Here is a 16222-nt window from a genome sequence, read left to right as displayed (position 1 = left end):
TGCAAGCCTCACCTGCGACCGCTAGGGAAGAAGGACTATCCCTACAGGTAAAATCGATTCAATTTCCGAGTGCTGATCGTACAATTCACGCTTCGCTAACAGGCTCCGAGCACTTTGACATCTCTTGGCATATAGACAGCGGAGAATGGCCTAGCAATTTATACGCCGCTGATGACAGTACATTCTACTACATACAAGCGGGAAGTAGAGTCGGTATTCTTCCGTCAGGCGAAATAGCCAAGCCTCGTGCAAGTGCTCAAGAGGTTCACATTCCGATCCCTCCCGGCATCCAAGCCGAAGGCAGCAGGATTTCATCTACCGTATCGAAACGCTCGTGGACCTATAGCCCTCCCGAAGGAAAGAGCTTCCTCCCGGACTCCCTGCAGACTGATCTAGCCGGCCACTTGTACATCCATGACGATCACGGCGGATGGTACGCTTTGAACTATGAAACGGGAAAATTACGGTATATGTTGCAGCTGGATTCAACCGAGCCTGGCGCAGACAGCGACTCCATTCGCTGCAGGGTTGCGCCATCCGGCGATGCGGTATGCGCATCGAAGCTGATCGGCATGATCGGCATCCGCGAGCGAACCACAGCACCGCGTGTCTTCATTAATGGCTTGGAACAGTTCTATGCGCAGAAGCCGTTGATTCGAAACGGCACAACGCTTGTACCGCTTCGCGGGATTTACGAACAGCTCGGCGCAACCGCCAAATGGCATGCTGAAGACCGCTCTATAACTGCGATTAAACAAGGCATAACCATGAAGCTTATCATCGGTTCAAAACGAGCGTTAGTCGGCCATGATCAAATTCCGCTTACCGAAGCACCTATCGTGATGAATGGAACTACTTTCGTGCCGTTGCGATTTATCAGTGAATCGCTGCATGCGATCGTCATTTGGGAGAAACCGACTGCAACGATTCAGATCGTCACTCTACCTTAAACAATGAATGGACGCTAGTTCGAACTTAAGCAATCGGAGGTATTCGTTTGAGAAAGAAACGCATAATTACGCTCATAAGCTTTATCTTCTGTGCAGCACTGCTTTCCTTTGTAACTTGGAAACAGCTGTTTGCTTCCACTGCACCTCCGCGAGTATCGTTCGTGCCTGTCGAAACTACGACGCAGTTGTTGAACAACCCCTACATGGGATTTGTCGCGGATGCAAGATACGATGATGCAAAGCAGCCTCTCCGTCTTGCACATGTAAATTTACGCTGGTCCGAGCTTGAGCCAACGAAGGGCAACTATGCCTTCGATGAAGTTGAACGCGCTTTTAATCTGGCGCTGTGGAAACAACGCGATGTCAAGTTGATCCTCCGGGTCGTACTTGATTATCCGCAAGAGGAAGAGCACAAGGATATTCCGCAATGGCTGTATGAAGAGATCGGCAAGAAAGGAACCGTTTACGATAATCCATATGGAAAAGGCTTTAGTCCGGACTATTCCAATCCTCTTCTGATTCAATATCACAAGCAGCTCATTCAGAAGATTGCGGAACGATATAACGATGATCCTTCTATTGCTTTCGTCGAAATTGGCAGCGTTGGGCATTGGGGTGAGTGGCATACCTACGATGGCGATGTGAAGAAGCTGGTTATTCCGTTTCCGAAACATGCCATTACAGATCAGTACGTTCAGCCCTATATCGATTACTTTACGAATAAGCCGCTTATGATGCGCCGCCCACATGCCATTGCGCTTGCGCATGGGATGGGATTGTTCAATGATGCGTTTGGCGAGCCGAACTCCACCATTAACGGGTTTCTGGATTGGTATTCCAACGGCTACACGAACTGGCTGACACAGGAAGCAGAGCCTGCTATGCCTGATTTCTGGACCAAAGCGCCAAGCGGCGGTGAATTTTCAAGCGGCAGCACCCTTCTGTCAGATGCAAATATTGAAGAGGCTTTGCGCGAAGCCAAGTTGACACATGTATCCTGGATGGGGCCGTATGCGCCTACCTCAGAACCCGTTAACGGTCCAATGCAAAGTAACATCGACCGTTTTCTTACGACAATCGGATATCGTTTTGTCATTGCCGAGGAGTCTCATGAGGAAGAATTAAACGCTGGCGATACGCTACATGTGAAGCTAAAGGTCAACAATCGCGGCGTTGCTCCCTTCTATTTCAATTGGCCGCTTGAACTCGGACTAACCGATGAGGCCGGTACACTCTTAACTACCATTTCAACGAAAGTCGATATTCGTTCATGGCTACCTGGATATTCGGAGGCCTCCGCCGAACTTCCAATTCCATCCGACTTGATGGAAGGAAACTATCGCATCACGGCTGCGATACTAAATCCGGGGACAGGGCTTCCGGGCATTCAATTGCCTATTGACGGCAAGCGGGACGACGGTCGGTATACGCTCGGATCTTTAATGGTTATGAACAGCAATACAACCGGAAATCCAAAGTAATATGAGCTCCATTTCATAAAACGCAAAGACCGTGACCGGCTGCTGTTCTCGCCGATCACGGTCTATTAACTAATGACGTTTAGATTGTAAAGTTATTGTGCATAGTCGCCCGAATAGTTAATGAGCGAAGCATCCTGTACGCCTTCGATGCCGCTAATTTCGTTGACGAAAGCGCTATTGTCGTCACGAAGTTGAATTTCAACCGTCAACTCCGTAAAGTCTTTCCTTACCGTCTTGGATTTTAACTTATAATTCAATTTCCGCAAACGTTCTCGGACTTCAATAGACGCAGCCTCATTGTGCCTAATAATAAATAGATAAGGCTGTTCCCTGATTTTTTTTCTGGACAGCCACAGCAATACAAGTCCAATGATGACAGAGCCTAGCAGGGCAATCGGATACAGCTTAGCTCCAGAAGCGATTCCGGCAGCGATAGCCCAGAACATGTAGACAATGTCCAACGGGTCCTTAACTGCCGTCCGAAACCGCACAATGCTGAGCGCGCCGACCATCCCGAGAGATAATACGATGTTGGTGCTGATCGTCATAATAATTAGTGCGGTAATCATGTTCATAAGAACGAATGAAACATTGTAATTGTAACTGTATACAACCCCGCGGAACGATTTTCTATAAATCCAATAAATAAACATCCCTGTAATAAATGCGGATAACATCCCAATTCCTACATCGATATAAGAGACGTTGCGAAACGCTTCGAGGTTCAGTACGCTTTTCTTGACAATTTCGCTAAAATTCAAATTCTCTCCCACCAGGCTTCCTCCTTCACGCTACTCTTTATGGTGTTTATACTTCAACTCGCGGCAAATCACGTATTTAGAAATAGCCGATCGCACGTAATGATCAGGCTGTACGACATTTCTAACGAAATCCGGAAGGAACGAATCAAATTTCACTTCCATTACCGTAAGCGGTCCGATAATAGCTTCTTCCAGCGCCAAATTATCATCGAATAAATCAATCGCGTTGACGCCCGTGGATACCCTCTTATCAAAGGTAACCCGGACATTCCCGTGCGGATATACATACGCTTCTCGCGTATAGTCTACAATTACTGTCGGACGAAATGCCCGATAAGTGACCGCATAGTAGAATTCTTTGCATAGCGCATTGTCTTTTTCGAGAAGAAATTGGGCATCCCCGGCTAATAGGGAATCGTATTCAGAACGACTTAAAGCTGCGCCTTCTTTGGCAATGTAATCCCCGAATTTGCTCTTGCGTTCCAGCGTTATCCGATCGTCTTGGCCATTATAAATGCGAATGCGATACTTATCTCGTTTGAATACGCCGTTGTTCTTATCGTACAGCGAATGATCCTGGTTGCCGTCGAAGTACAGGCTTCTTATCCCGTACCCTTCGCCATCAATGGAATACTCATCCATATTCATCATCTTGGTTAGCCGGCTGCGTAGAGTCAAATATTCATGCAGATGGATATAGTACTTGTACTCATTCCGAAGCTTTCGACCTTGGAATTCCATTATTTCACCTCGAATTGCCTAATACCGTAGTAAGTTTGGTCATCCCCGTCATATCTATCAAAGGCAATTTGCGTATGACCTTTACTGTCTCGCGCAATGACTTTCCAGTAATATACATTCGGAGTTAACGCAACCAATGTGGTAGTCGTTACGAGCCCCTTCTGCTCTTTAACGATTTGTTGAAACGCCGGGTCCAGCGCGACGGTAACATCGTAGGTTAGATCGTCCCCTTGGAAATCATAGGACAAGCCCCACGTGAGCTGCTGCTGATCGCCGTCCTTTACCACATCATCAAGATAAAATGGCTTAGGCTTCTCCAAATCCTCCTGATAGAGCTTGATTCCTCTCTCCGGCACATTGGCAAGATCGAGCATTTCTTTGGACAACTCCGCTTTCGTCCCCGGCAAATAATTTTGGTCCGGTGCGCGGTTCAAGAATGGGCTGACTCCGCCACGATAAAGTTCCAATTGTTTCGTAATGGTATCCTTATTAATGTACTTGTGAACCTCGTTGATTTTGTCAGTCAGCTGCTGAATATGCTCTGCCGAACGGAAGTAACGATTGTGAAGCACGCTTCCCCAATAATTGCTTAACCCGGCTTGATACTCGCTGATACTCTTCAGATTACGTTGTACTCCCCATCCACCATCGTAATCCCAAGGCAGGAAATACCATTTATCGGAATTCAATGGCGAATAGAGGTAAAAGTTATTAGCATCCGTGTCCATGTTATCCGTAAGAATATTGACGGCAAGCCACGTTAGATAATTGTCCAGATCGAAATGCTTCTCAATGACTTCGTCAATCGGCATCGACATATCATTGACATCGTCGAGCATCGCAAGCAGTTTTTCGTGGTCTTCGCGGCCTTTGATTTCCAGATGGCTTTCAAACGCCTTTTTATCGTAAGTAGGGTCATCTTTCGATTTTAAAAACTCCGGATATCTAAAGAATTCAAAGAATGCGATTTTGTACAATTGCCCATAAGGATCTAACCAATGCGATTTAAGGAACATTTCATTGGGCTGCTCGATTTGGGTATAGAGCCCGTAATCTTCAAAGGCCGAACCGCCTCCGGATAAATCCTTCACATACAAATGAACGAATTGCGTTCGCAAGCTCGTAAAGTCGGGGATCTTCTCCATCAGGTCGAAGCTCAACTTGTTAAGCACGCGAGTTAAGTCGTATGAATGTTTGTTCAGGTTGAGCGTACGCTGGTCCTGCCATAATCCAGCCTCATCCGTTAACCGAATCTTATAGGATTTTTGCGATGCATAGCGAGCGGTATTACCGCGAAGGCTAATGCTGGCATTTGCCTTGTCTTGCCCATAGCCGAACATACCAGTAGCTGGTCCGGATCCGTTTGCGTTACCTTCTTGCATAATAATTTTCATCGATTCTTCGCTGTAACGATCTGTAAGCCTGTTCAAACCATACCAATCCAATTTCGTGGGTTTCTTCGATTTATCCGGCAATACCGTGATATAAAGCGTCTTGATGGAATCATCAGCATCCCGCTCATATAGACGTTTGTCTTCCGCGAGCTTGGTTCCTTGATCCGCACTCGTCGATGCCTCGACCTTCTGCTCGGTCGATGCGGCCGAGTCGTTAACGGCGCTGGTGCACCCCGACAAGATAGAAGCAGACAGAACGATGATGCCGACAATAGCCCCCGGTTTTCCTGTAAGCCGAGCTAACTTTGAAGATTTGGAACGCCTATGAATAGGCTGCGTGCAGAACGTGTAGTAATCGATATTACGCAATACGAACAAAATTCTGGCGATGGCTGCGAGCAGCGAGATAAGCGAAGCAAGAAGCATCCCTAATCCGTCGCTATCGAGTTGTATACATACATAAGTAAGCACCGCGTTCAAAAAAACGAATAAGGAGCTAATCATCAGAACGCCTTTTCTGTCATCGAAGTACATCAAGATATGAAGGAAAACGAACATGATTATGAATAGAAAGTAACCTAAAACCAATAAATTGAACGCATCTACCTGTGCAATTGAAAATCCGATTTGGGGAAGAAACTTCATCCCTACCGCGATGGACATGATTGTAAAAAACAGCTGCACTTCCATAAGAAAACTGATCTCCTGCATTAAAGTCCGCTGCATCTCGACCTTCGCGCGCTTCATATCCTGGTATGTTCCGCCCTCGATTACTTGCTTGTAATAAATACGGAATTTCTCATAGAACGAGGTTTCAACGGACACGACAAAAGTAACCAAGGTAGGCACGACCGACAGAAAGGCGTAGAATACCGGCAAATCGTAAAAAGTAGAAACTCTAAACCCTTCCTGAACCACGTTTCCTTCACTGGAAAACCAATATACGAAGCTGTGAATGTAAATGCCGGAGTAAAAAAACGTACCTATGACAAATAGGGAAGGGTATTTCTTCAAATACGTGATAAACACGAAAAACAACCGGAACTGGCTGCTTGGAAAAATCTGCTCGAAGTGTCGGGAACTCATAGTCGCAATAAGCAGAAAACCGATATCGATTGCAGACAACGCGGCGGTCGTGGCATTCAGATCGGTGTAAGACAGCAGAACCCATCCGCTGGCAAGGGAGACGACAACGCCCAAAGCAAAGCTGCGAACGATACGCATGTAATCCTTCAGTGCGGATAAGTACACGGCTTGAATCCAAACGACGATAAGCTCCATGAAAAACAAATAAGCGACGAGCTTGTAACCGAATGAGGCCGAGACCGTCTGTAAAAAGAAATAGGCGACGATCGCCCCGGCGGGCAATGAAATAATTAACGCCCCGTAATACGACGAAAGCAAATGATTATATTTCTTTTGAAAAATCATATCTGCGATAAATCGGGTCAACAGCAGCGAAATCCCGCTGGTTATGATGATGGAGAAAATAAAGCAATACTGTACCGTTGCGATATATAGCTCCCAATCCAAGAAAGACGCGTTGTTATAATCCATCATTCTTTGCAGCGCAATAATGAGGACAATACTGAGAATCATAGGACCAATGGTCGTCAATGCCGAGAAAGCATAGGCTTTAACATTGTTAATCAGCCCTTGCTCGCGGAATAGTTTCCTTAACTCAAAGCCGATTCCGGCCATCGTTTTACCTCCTTTAAAGACGCATACAGCTGCTTATAGCTGGCAATAACTTCTTGATCCTTGTAATAAAGCGATACACGCTCGAGTGCGTTTCTACCCATTTCCTCGCGAAGCGATTTACTCTTGCATAGTTTGATAATATTAAGAGCCATCGGCTCATAGTTCATGACAGGGGATACGAAACCAGCCAATCCGATGCCGTCATTGACTCCGTTTAGGAGCTCTTTACAGCTTCCCACATTCGTTGTTACGAACGGTTTGCCGCAAGCCATTCCCTCTAATACCGCTAGCGGTTGTCCTTCGCTAATGCTCGTCAATAGCAGAATATCCATTTGCCCCAAGTAGTCCTTTACCTGGACTTCACCGGTAAACAGAACATCCTGTACCCCCAGTGCCTCTACTAGCTGCTCGCACTCATGGTAATAAGATTCGTCCTCTTCGGTAGGTCCCATAATGGTAAGGTGGGCATTAGGAATTTCCTGTTTGACCAGGGCAAAGCTTTGCAGCATCGTTTTGATGTCTTTAATAGGGACAACCCTAACAACCGCCCCTATTCGTATAATGCCATCTTTAGGCGCTTGCGGGATTCCCGCAAAATGATCAACGTTTACACCGTTCGGTATGATGCTGATTTTTGACTCTTCGCAACCCAGTTCCACCTGAATTTCTTTATTCCGATTGAATAAAGTAATGACTTGGTCGGAAGCTTGGTAGGCGCAGCCGGAAAGCGTATAGAAATATTCGATCCACAGATCTTTAAAATATCCTTTGACCCAATCCGCCTTGATAATTTCCTCTTCGCGCTCCCTGGAATAGATTCCGTGTTCGGTCAGTACTAACGGAGCACCGTGAATATGCTTGGCAAGAGCTCCAATTACGCCGGCATATCCCGTGGAAACGCTATGATAAATATCCGCTTTCGGAATATCATGCCTAATCGTTAGAAATAGAGGCAATATCATCGATCGGACGGTCCAGAACATTTCGGTGAAAGGTACGAGCGAATATTGGTTCCGGCACATTTCTTCCAAGATGTCGAAATAATCTTTACTGGATAGAAAATCAGCCGCGATCTGGAATTTTTTCGTGCGTAGAAGATCGAATAATTGACTCCATACGACTTCTCCGCCGCCAAGCAAGGAGCGTATGCTATGCGTTTGCTCCGCGGTAAGACGGAAACGCTGTCCCCAGCTTCCTTCTTCATCTAAATAAGCATCCAAAAACACTTCCTTGATCTCAACGACGTTCGCAGGCAATTTGTACTTGTAATTCCCTTTTTGCTTGCTTTGCGCACCGATCGCATAAATAATGAATTCGTGCTCCGGCATTTGATTGATTATACTGTGAATCCAGCTGGATACCCCGCCTGTAATATAGGGGTACGATCCTTCGGCTATCATACATATTCTCATCGTTGTTAACCGTCCAGTCTAATTTCAAATTTTGAACTACTGGCTTTAACTAGGAACGTGTTATCGTCAATTTTGGACACGTCACAGGACTTCGTCTTCAAGATCGATTTCTTAGTCCGCAAGACAAAATATTGATCTGCTTGGAAATTCGAAATAGCTCCTTGAATCGAATCCCCTTCCCTTGTCCATGTCACGGAAGCATTCAATACTTTTTCCATGTCTATGCCTGCTTCGGCTGCTGTCCGCGCCCGTAACCATGGGTAGGTCCTCTGGACGCGGTTCATTTTCTCCGAGAAGCCTTCATAAAGCTTCGACCACGTAAGATTCATGTTTCGATCTTCTGAAATGACGTCATCCGGATGCACGAAGTGCGAGAAAACCCCTAATGAAGTAATCGCATTCGCCTCTATCCAATCTCCTACCTCGTTATCTATGTAGCCTGAAGTCATTCGAGGAAATTCGATAATGCCATCCTTAGCTACCTCGTACTCTTGGATGTACGACATATTCGTCGCATCTTCTTCGTAAATGGAAGAAATCACGGTTAAATTAGGCCATGCTTTCTTTAACGCTTCCCGTCCTACCGCATCCATCTCATTGGAAGGAGGAACATACGAAACAATATCATACTTTGGGAATGCATTGTTGGCGTATTTCAGAGCTTCCTTTATTGAGGCGCTCATCTCGTCTACGCTTTTCCACGACTTGTAGCCGTAATTATCGGCAACCACTTGACTCGTTTGCAGAGATTGATGGTTGTATCCGTGGATTCCGATTTCTCCTCCGCTCTTCATAACCTCTCGCCCATAGGAAATAAGGTTGTACCTCTCCTCGTCGATCGGCGAGCTGAAATCGCCCATGACTTGATCATTGTAGGACTGAATTAAAACGGCCGTATACTTAAGGCCTGTTTTCGTCGCCGTTTTCAGCATATCCGGCCACCAAATATCATGGTAAAACCTAGGTATATCCCGATGGTACTCTTCATAGATGGAAGGCAAATTGCCTTTTCTTATGGGAGCAGGAAAATCATCGATGAACATGAGCTTAGCGTTAAACACCGGATAAATATAATCCGGTTCCAGCATACTGATTGCCCCGGTAAAAAGGCCTCTATTAATTTTTTCTACAAGCATCGTTCCATTAAGCACCATAAAGGCGCCTTTACCGTAATCGCTTCTCCATAGCAGTGGAACTCCTGATCCGCTCGATGCGAGAACCTCGGACGATTCGTCGAGTTCAACAACATTCGCTTCATTAAGGACAAAAGGAGAGCCAACGGACAAGCCCTTTTCTCCGATCAGGACATTCTTATCTAGTTTAATTCCATCGACTTGCTTAGATTCGCTGCTCGCTGTAATGCCGAGTTTACGGTAAATCTGATAGTACGCCTCGTCCTGCTCGAGCGTTCTCGCAAACATCATGTATCCTCCATCTTGCACAAAAGAAGACAACTTGTTCATATCTCCGAGCTCGCTCAGCGAGAAACTAGTGATAATCGTTACGGAACAGCCCTTCAAAACCAATGATTGCTGCGCGATATTCGTGCTTTCTGTTTTCTTCTTCATATATTGCAGAGCACGCATTACATTGTTTTTTACTTTTACGCTGACAGCATCTCTTTCATCATAGACTACGCAATAGGCTGGGCCGCTAAATGCAATCGGCATGCCTGGACTTTGGTTCGTTATCCGATGGCTTTCTAACAAATGATTGTTTTTGCTAAATTGAAGAATATATTGCGATCGAGATAATTGTACTGCAAGCGCCAGCAAAATAACGGATAAAAGCATAATATATACGTTTCGTTTCAAATAAAAACTTTTTTTCATCTCATGCTCCTTCTGACCAGAACCTTACAAGAGTCAGCGCACGATTAGAAAGACGAAGCGGAGACCGTTTCAGTTGTTCTAAAGTTCCCATCATTTTCTTGTATGATTTCATATAAAAATAAACCTTTAACAACGCAAGATAGGCTTCCTCGTTTTGCGGATACCTGTGGAAATAGAGCAGAGCCGTTTGTTCCGCCTCGATTAATTTTTTAACGTCCAGCTCGGCTTGAATCTTCTCGAGATATGCAGGTTCATCCTCTGGCGAAACCGTAATAAGATGTTCCAAAACCATAATGTAAGTAAATTTATGCTTTCGCAAGGTCTTCTCATCCAGAAAACCGCTTTTCATATACGATTGCAAAACATCCACATATTCGCGAAGAACGACCGGATCCGTTTTATTGGACTCATACTTCACCGTTAGTTCCTGCAGCGCCAGCATGAGCTTGCGTTTCAGCTCCATAACCGCGCTGACCGCGTAATGCGAGGTTTCCGTGTCCTCGTTGCCTACCGCAATTTGCAAGATATCCATATATTGAATCGAATCTTTCTTGAGCACGTCAATCATAACCGATCTTCGATCCGCATGACCGCTGACAAGCAGCGCTTCTTCGATGGATACGACATTGGTTTCCTTTTCAGCTTCCATCCTGGAATAAATACCAACCTGATGAACTTCGGGCTCGTCTTGAAACTCGAAAATCTGTCTGAGAGCTTCGTCGTCTTTCTTCCGAGACCAGCTTTTCGGCCAGAATAGAGGAAATAACCAACCTATAACAGGCAGCGTGCTTACGATGAGCCATCTAAGAAGCCATTCCTGCCACGAACACGAATAAACAATCCGAATCGCAATAGCCGAAAGGATGACATAGAGTAAATAGACTAGTTCAACCATAAACAACTTCCTCTTCCATCAGAGTTAAAGCGATATCCTTATCCGCAAACCGCTTAAACACGTTTTGGGCATCGCTTGGCGCAGTATTTGACATCATAATCCAAACCTTGTCGTCATGTCCGACACCGATATAATCCGTCTCTCTTAGCAGCTTCGATATCACCACTGACTTGTCGATATCCGATATATCATTGCCCTGATACGAGAGGAGCAGGTAGTTGATCCGGTGCTTCTCCTTAGCAAGCTTCTTGCTTTCCAGAATCGATGCAAATACTTCTTTATTCAAAATAGTTGTACCTTCCACATACCGACTGCTCTCAGTTGCTTCTACATACGAGAAGGCACGCGATAAAGCAGATGACACGAGTTCTACGGTAACTTTAAATAAATTCTGATGATATAAGGTGAATTTTTCAAATTGAACCCCATCGATGCAAATGACAGCAACCGTTTCGCCACCATTTTGAACCGGCGCGGACATCAGCGGAATTTCGTCGTTCAATTCCTTGTTAATATGAATCGCGCCTTCGGCGAACATTCTTTTAAGATATTCGAAATCCTCGACTTTAATCGATTTCGTCAATCTGGTTTCTCCGCCGATCGAATGCGCAACCAGTCTTAAGTAGTTACGATAATTATTGACCGTATAAATAGAAACGGCATTGGTTCCCATGATAGACTCGATAACGCTCACTGCGGAATTGAATATTTTTTCCGGTTCCAGGCTGTCCAATTCTTTAGTAATCGAATAGATTTTACCGAAGCTGTCGCCGCTATTCTGAATTCTTTGTTGAAGCTCGTCTTTGACTTCCCTTACTTCCGTGTATACGCTGTTCAAAAACTCGTATTTATCCGAAATTTCCTCAACCTTATGTTCTTGGGACGCAATGACCCCGTTCTTTCTTTCGATCGCATAACCAACGACAAGTCCGATGAACAAATAAACTGCCGCTTGGAAGAAAAAGTCCGTATCGTAAAGCAAAGAAACAAGTTCCCGTCCGTCTATTAGATTCTGATAGAGCAACAGACCGATCGATAGCGCGGCAGCAGTAATGGATTGCCGGTTACCATAAATAATTCCGATGATCGTGATATAGAATACCTTCAAATCAATAAAATTATAAGAAGCGTCGAAATTGCTTAAACCGAGCCATGAGATAAAGGCAAATGCAAGCAAGTTCTCCGCGTAGGGCTTAAGCTTCTTCGTTACGGTGCGATTGACTTCCGGCTCCGTTTTCTTGGTAGCTGCCGTTTTTCGAGACTTCATGTGATTGTCGGAAAACCAAGCATAGGTTTTGCTAAGTCCCTCTTGGAAGCTATAAAGCGGCGCCCAGTCCAGATCATTGTTTATTCTGGAATTATCGAGAGCCGAATGTTTAATATCTCCCAGTCTAGCGCCGCTATGCTCAACGACGGTCCCTTCTTGCAAACTCTTTATATGGCTTACGAGTTCATTCACGGAACATTGTGTGTTCGTTGATAGATTATACACGCCTTGAAGAGTCGAATACGACGACCGGTAAATCGCATCCGCCACATCTTCAACATAAACAAAATCGCGCGTTTGTTCGCCATCGCCATTAATCGTTAATGGCTTACCTGCCAATGCTTTCTCCATGAAAATGGAAATGACGCCGCCTTCTCCGGCATTTGCCTGACGAGGCCCATACACATTGGAAAACCGAAACGCGACCGTTTCCAGCCCATACAGCTCATTCCATTTCAAACAATATTCTTCGCCCACGTGTTTGCTAATCCCATAGGGAGAAATCGGATCGCATTCGGCACTTTCCTTTATCGGCAGATCTTCATTCAGGCCGTAGACCGCTGCCGAAGAGGCGAATACAAATTTCTTCACCTCGTATTTCTGAGCCAGGGATAACATATTAACTAAACCCAACACATTGGATTGCGTATCCAATCTTGGATTCTTTATGGATTCAGTGACGTTAATTTGAGCAGCGAGATGTACAACCGCATCGAAGCGATTCGAGCGAAAAATCTCCTCGCATTTCTTATCTTCTACCGACAATTGATATCCCTTATGTTTATAATTCACATTTTGCGTAGTGCCGGTGCTCAAATTGTCAATGACGTAGACCTCGTAGCCTTCCTTGTAAAAGCGATCTGCGACATGGGATCCAATGAAACCGTATCCCCCCGTAATTAGAACCTTCACGTTTCCACCTCGTTATTTTAATAGATACATTATGTATACACAGATGTCGAATTTTGTATTATTAAATATTAACACACATAGTTATTTTATACTATACTTCCAGGACTATAAGACGACGAATGCAACCGACGAATTGAATACTCGTAAAGGGAGATTTAAACAAAAAAAGACGACTCCTATTCCAAAAAAGGAATAAATGTCGTCGTTTGCACAAAATGAGCTTCTATTTAGATTAGCGTATAAGTCGGAGCCTTGCCATCCAACAATATTTGATCGGAAATGTTGTCGTTTCTTAGAAATACGATACTTATCGTGTTCTCTTTAACAATTCCCAAATCACTAAGTTGTATCCTTGCTTCAATCACGGTTTGAGTTACCACGTAGTTTGACGTTCCTTTATAATCCGACATTTTTGACCACGCCCAGTCCGTTCCCGCTCCGCTGTATCGATATAACGTTCCATTTTCAATCAAGTAGTCGGCACCGGTAACGCTGCTATTCTTCACTTGATATCCTGTCTCGCTGCGATTGTCGGAGTTGATGTAAAACTGGCCTTTTGAAGTAAGCTGTTCACCTTGCACGAGCAAGTACAAACTCGAGTCCTTGTTATACAATTTTAATGATTTAGCCATCAACGTTCCTGTTCCTGCAGTAGCAACCCCGCTCCATTCATCCGCCTTCCCATCAATCAAGATATTAATTTCAGGCACGGGCACTGATGCAGGTTGTTCCGGTACTGGTGTTGGTGTTGGGTCTGGTGTTGGAGTCGAATCCGGTATCATTTCAAAAGTCAGCGCGGCAACATCCAGAAGACTTCCGCTAGCTGGTAGTTTAATAGTCTTCGAATCGTTCCAAACATAACCGATTTTGATTGCCGTATCTTTGGTGACCCCCATATCGGTGTAAGGAATTGTCGCCACAAGAAGCGCACTCGATACGGAGAAATTAGGCGTACCTTTATACTGTTGAACTTTGGTCCAGGACCAATTGGTGCCGGCCTTCTCCCCATAACGATACAACGTTCCATTTTCCAGCATATATTCCGCACCACTCTCCTGCCAATAAGGGGCTGCGAAACCAGTGCTTTTATTGTTATCACTATTAATGAAAATCTGGCTTTTGCTATCGATGGTAGATCCTTCTATGGAAATATTCAAGCTTGATTTCCCTCTGAAAGCTTTTATTTTCTTTGCATTATCTGTTCCAGTGGCTAGAACGCTAACCTTGTTCCAATCTATGCTTTCCTCGATTACGGTTGGTTTGTCCGCAACGGATGGAACATATTCCGTCGCGCCAATATCAATTGCTTGACCTTGAATTCTTGCCTGACCGTACAAATCGATCGAAGTGCTTGGCAAATATTGCTGAGAGCCTTTGTCGATACCCAAGGAGCCTGATTTCAACTTGATATCCAGATTCGCTTTATCCACAAACAAGGGATCGCTAAAAGAGGAATCGGCGTCGTTACTTGTTGCTTTCTTATAGGCGCTCCATGAAGTATAAACGATTCCATCCCATTTCCATTGCGTTGCGGATGCTCCATTCGGATTAAAGTACAAATTAAAGTTCAGTTTGTTCCCCGAGCCTGTTTTGTTAACTTTGTTTATGGAAACTTTTTGCGAGTTGTTGAAGATAATATTATTTGCAATTACGTTATTCGTAGTATTGCTTTGAAGAGTAATATCACCGTAGCCTTGCTTCAGAGCGTCGTTTTCCAGGAACGTATTATTGTAAATTAAATTTTGGGCAGCGCCGCCATTCGACGAGCTCGATCCGCCTAGTAGTAAGCCTGCGCCATAATTGTGGTGAATAAAGTTGTTTTGCACCGTAATATTAGTGGTGGCTTTTCCTAACTTCTCACTCGCTAATTCAATACCGAAGTCATTATTGAAAATCACATTTCGTTCGATCGTGATATTCATAGCTCCGTCAGCGTAAATGCCTCCTGCCGCGTGAACATTGGAGCCGTAAGCCACATTCGTGGAAGAATCGATTCCGTAAACCGTATTCCCCGCCACCGTGCCATTACGCACCTGGTCGATGCAACTCGAGCATGCATTATAGAACCCTGCTAATTCAATGCCAATGTTATTGTTACTGTAAACTTTATTGTTTGTGATTGAAAACCCGTCAATATTGCCGCTTAACGTAAGCGACTCGCTCCAGCCCGTAACGAGATGGTGAATTTCATTATTCTGAATCATGATACCGGTCAACGGAGTCGACGTATTTCCTAGTACATGAATGCCATGGGCATTACCCGAAGCGGAAGTGTTTTTTATATCGTGAACATTGTTGTTTAGTATTTGAATATTGCTTCCGCCGTTTACTATCCTTATTCCGGCAGGATCTAATGAACTAGTTGAGGCTGAAAGATTGCGGATCTCGAAGCCGTTAACTCTTACGTAATTGACGTTGGATAACATCCATAACGCTTGTTTAGTACCAGACGGCGCCAGGCCTGTACCATCTAAAATAGGCGTTTCGTTCGTAAAATTCTGAAATGTAATATATCCCGTGGAGTTGCCTGACACGTTGACGGACACAAGTTCGGTGTACACGCCGCCTCTGACGAACACCGTGTCTCCCGGAAGCACGGAATTCGCGGCTTTTTGAATCGTTCTCCAAGGCGCGTCCAACGTACCCGGGTTACTGTCATTTCCTGTCGTAGCCACGTAAAACGTTCGCGCGTCGGCATAAGCTTTCGCGGCAAATCCGACATTAAGCAACAAGCTAAAAAGTATGATAGTAATCAGACTAAAGTAGGGGAGATGCTTTACTCTTTGGACTTGTCTACTTCTCTTAACTCTCATACGGACAAAACTCCCTCTCTGCCCGAAAAAAAAGACACCCTAAGTTGGGTATCCGTGTGCAAC

10 protein-coding genes are annotated in these 16222 nt (G+C 44.9%); 2 read left to right on the top strand and 8 right to left on the bottom strand.

What is annotated here, in order from left to right:
* Positions 1-440 precede the first annotated feature (440 nt).
* Complete coding sequence (locus GT003_RS23760; RefSeq protein ID WP_161702585.1) at positions 441-950, top strand: copper amine oxidase N-terminal domain-containing protein; 510 nt, start codon at positions 441-443, stop codon at positions 948-950.
* Between the two features lie 47 nt (positions 951-997).
* On the top strand, positions 998-2431 hold the full coding sequence (locus GT003_RS23755) for a DUF4832 domain-containing protein (protein WP_161702583.1): 1434 nt from the start codon (positions 998-1000) through the stop codon (positions 2429-2431).
* Positions 2432-2523: 92 nt separating this feature from the next.
* Here the strand turns inward: GT003_RS23755 and GT003_RS23750 are convergent, their stop codons facing one another.
* The 8 genes from GT003_RS23750 to GT003_RS23715 all read right to left on the bottom strand — a co-directional run bounded on the left by GT003_RS23750 (position 2524) and on the right by GT003_RS23715 (position 16159).
* On the bottom strand, positions 2524-3204 hold the full coding sequence (locus GT003_RS23750) for a DUF4956 domain-containing protein (RefSeq protein WP_338045994.1): 681 nt from the start codon (positions 3202-3204) through the stop codon (positions 2524-2526).
* An 18-nt stretch (positions 3205-3222) separates the two neighbouring features.
* Positions 3223-3933 (bottom strand): polyphosphate polymerase domain-containing protein, encoded by a 711-nt coding sequence (locus GT003_RS23745; RefSeq protein ID WP_161702581.1) that lies wholly within the window; start codon positions 3931-3933, stop codon positions 3223-3225.
* Entirely contained in the window at positions 3933-7028 is a 3096-nt protein-coding gene (gene pelG / locus GT003_RS23740; RefSeq protein ID WP_161702580.1) for an exopolysaccharide Pel transporter PelG, read from the bottom strand. The genes GT003_RS23745 and pelG overlap by 1 nt, the downstream gene beginning before the upstream one ends.
* Positions 7004-8428 (bottom strand): GT4 family glycosyltransferase PelF, encoded by a 1425-nt coding sequence (pelF, locus tag GT003_RS23735; RefSeq protein ID WP_239566014.1) that lies wholly within the window; start codon positions 8426-8428, stop codon positions 7004-7006. The genes pelG and pelF overlap by 25 nt, the downstream gene beginning before the upstream one ends.
* A gap of 17 nt (positions 8429-8445) precedes the next feature.
* On the bottom strand, positions 8446-10272 hold the full coding sequence (locus GT003_RS23730; RefSeq protein ID WP_161702576.1) for a DUF2194 domain-containing protein: 1827 nt from the start codon (positions 10270-10272) through the stop codon (positions 8446-8448).
* A gap of 1 nt (position 10273) precedes the next feature.
* On the bottom strand, positions 10274-11167 hold the full coding sequence (locus tag GT003_RS23725) for a tetratricopeptide repeat protein (protein ID WP_161702574.1): 894 nt from the start codon (positions 11165-11167) through the stop codon (positions 10274-10276).
* Positions 11160-13346, bottom strand: a complete 2187-nt coding sequence (locus GT003_RS33070; protein WP_161702572.1) for an NAD-dependent epimerase/dehydratase family protein — start codon at positions 13344-13346, stop codon at positions 11160-11162. The genes GT003_RS23725 and GT003_RS33070 overlap by 8 nt, the downstream gene beginning before the upstream one ends.
* Positions 13347-13573: 227 nt before the next feature.
* Positions 13574-16159 carry a right-handed parallel beta-helix repeat-containing protein gene (locus GT003_RS23715; protein ID WP_161702569.1) on the bottom strand — a complete coding sequence of 862 codons (2586 nt, stop codon included), beginning with the start codon at positions 16157-16159 and terminating at the stop codon, positions 13574-13576.
* Positions 16160-16222: the final 63 nt, after the last annotated feature.

It is taken from the genome of Paenibacillus sacheonensis, assembly GCF_009909195.1.
Lineage (GTDB): Bacteria > Bacillota > Bacilli > Paenibacillales > Paenibacillaceae > Paenibacillus_Z > Paenibacillus_Z sacheonensis.
The sequence above is the reverse complement of the archived record's forward strand: the minus strand, read 5'-3'. Positions and strand labels throughout refer to the sequence as shown.